At 54.9% G+C, this 1,579-nt stretch carries 1 protein-coding gene; it reads right to left on the minus strand.

The window, feature by feature from the left end:
• Positions 1 to 124: 124 nt before the first annotated feature.
• Entirely contained in the window at positions 125 to 1,336 is a 1,212-nt protein-coding gene (locus L8V00_RS09950) for an IS110 family RNA-guided transposase (RefSeq protein ID WP_269944928.1), read from the minus strand.
• Between the last annotated feature and the right edge of the window lie 243 nt (positions 1,337 to 1,579).

A 1,579-nucleotide genomic window follows, 5' to 3' on the forward strand; every position in this document is an offset into this window, starting at 1 on the left:
GGGGGGTGTCCCTATGTTTTTGTCAAGTGCCAGACCGATGTTGACGAGCACAGTCTTGGGAGTAGTTTCTTAGGCGTGCCTAGGAGCCGGCCAGCGTGTGCTGGTCGGCTTCGTCTTTGGGGCTTTATGCGGCGACGGGGCGTGGCGGGATTTCGCGGAAGAACTCCTTGTTTTTCAGCATCGCGTAGATGACATTGCATCGGCGTCGTGCCAGGCAGATGACTGCTGCGTTGTGGCGTTTTCCTTCAGCACGTTTGCGTTCGTAATACCACCGTGACGGTTCGTGGCTGCGGATAACCGCGAATGCGGAGTAGAACAAGGCGTTTTTCAGTCGTTTATTGCCTGACCGTGCCGGGAACTCACCTCTGATCGACGAACCGGATCGTCTAGTCACGGGTGCTATTCCAGCATAAGCAGCTAAGTGGCCAGCACTAGCGAAGTCGGAGCCATCACCGATCGCAAGAAGGATCTGCGCTGCGGTCTTGATGCCGACTCCGGGCATACTCATCAAGACCTCACAAAGAGGGAAATCAGCGAGCATCTCTTCAACCTGCTCAGCAATGGTGTTTCGTTGCTCTTTGAGGGTCTTGATGTTTGCAGCCAGTTGAGGAATTACTAACTCGGCGGCATCGCTTCCAGGCACGGTGACTGTTTGAGCTTTCAGCGCTGCAAAAATGTCGTCTACCAGCGGGGTGGGGTCTTTACGTGTGCGCTTGATCATCCAGTTCAACACTCGTTGGTATCCGGCTCTTTTTAGCCCCTGCGGTCCCTTGTAATGGATCAATAATTCCAGGATCGGCGTGCGAGTCAGGGTGCTACCAGCAAAAACTCGTTCCAGGCTGGGATAGATCTGGGTGAGGATACTGCGAAGCCGATTGACAGTGCGAGTGCAATCGCGGGCGATGTCATCATCGAAGCCGGACAGCATCTTTAGGGCGGAGAGTACCTCATCATTGCGGTCGACGGCACGTAGCGTGTGGGGCATTGTGCGGGCGGTGTCGGCGATGATGAATGCGTCGCGTTTGTCTGTTTTTGCACGTCCCGGATAGAGATCTGCAGCTTTGCGCATCGCAAGACCTGGCAGGTATCCGACTTCGCAACCGCAGTCCCGGGCTACAGCAATCGGTAGTGCGCCGATGGTGTTGGGTTGGTCGACGATTACGAGTACGGTGCCAAGCTTTTGAAGCTGGTGAAAAACGCCTGCTAGTTCGGATTCGAGTTGAGGCAACGGTTTGTCGAAGACCTTGTTGCCATCACGGTCTAAGGCGCAGGCGTGGTGTTCAGATTTGCCGACGTCTAACCCAAGGAATATGTCGATGGAATGCTCCGGAGACATGATGAGCTCCTAGAAAACGAGATGGGTATGGCGTTGTTCCAGTCGCTGGTGTCATGACCTTCGTTGCAAGCACCCACGTTACAAAGAGACCTAGTTTAAAACTGGCCGTGTCCCTATCAGCTGTCATCGAAAGTCCTGGCACCCGGCGGCAACACCCCCCGGATTATGGAAACTACAGGGCGAGTAAGCCATACCGGGACCAGCGACTATCCCCATTATCGGGGACACTCACAAGGTAACGGG

The sequence above is a fragment of the Corynebacterium evansiae genome (assembly GCF_027570065.1).
Lineage (GTDB): Bacteria > Actinomycetota > Actinomycetes > Mycobacteriales > Mycobacteriaceae > Corynebacterium > Corynebacterium evansiae.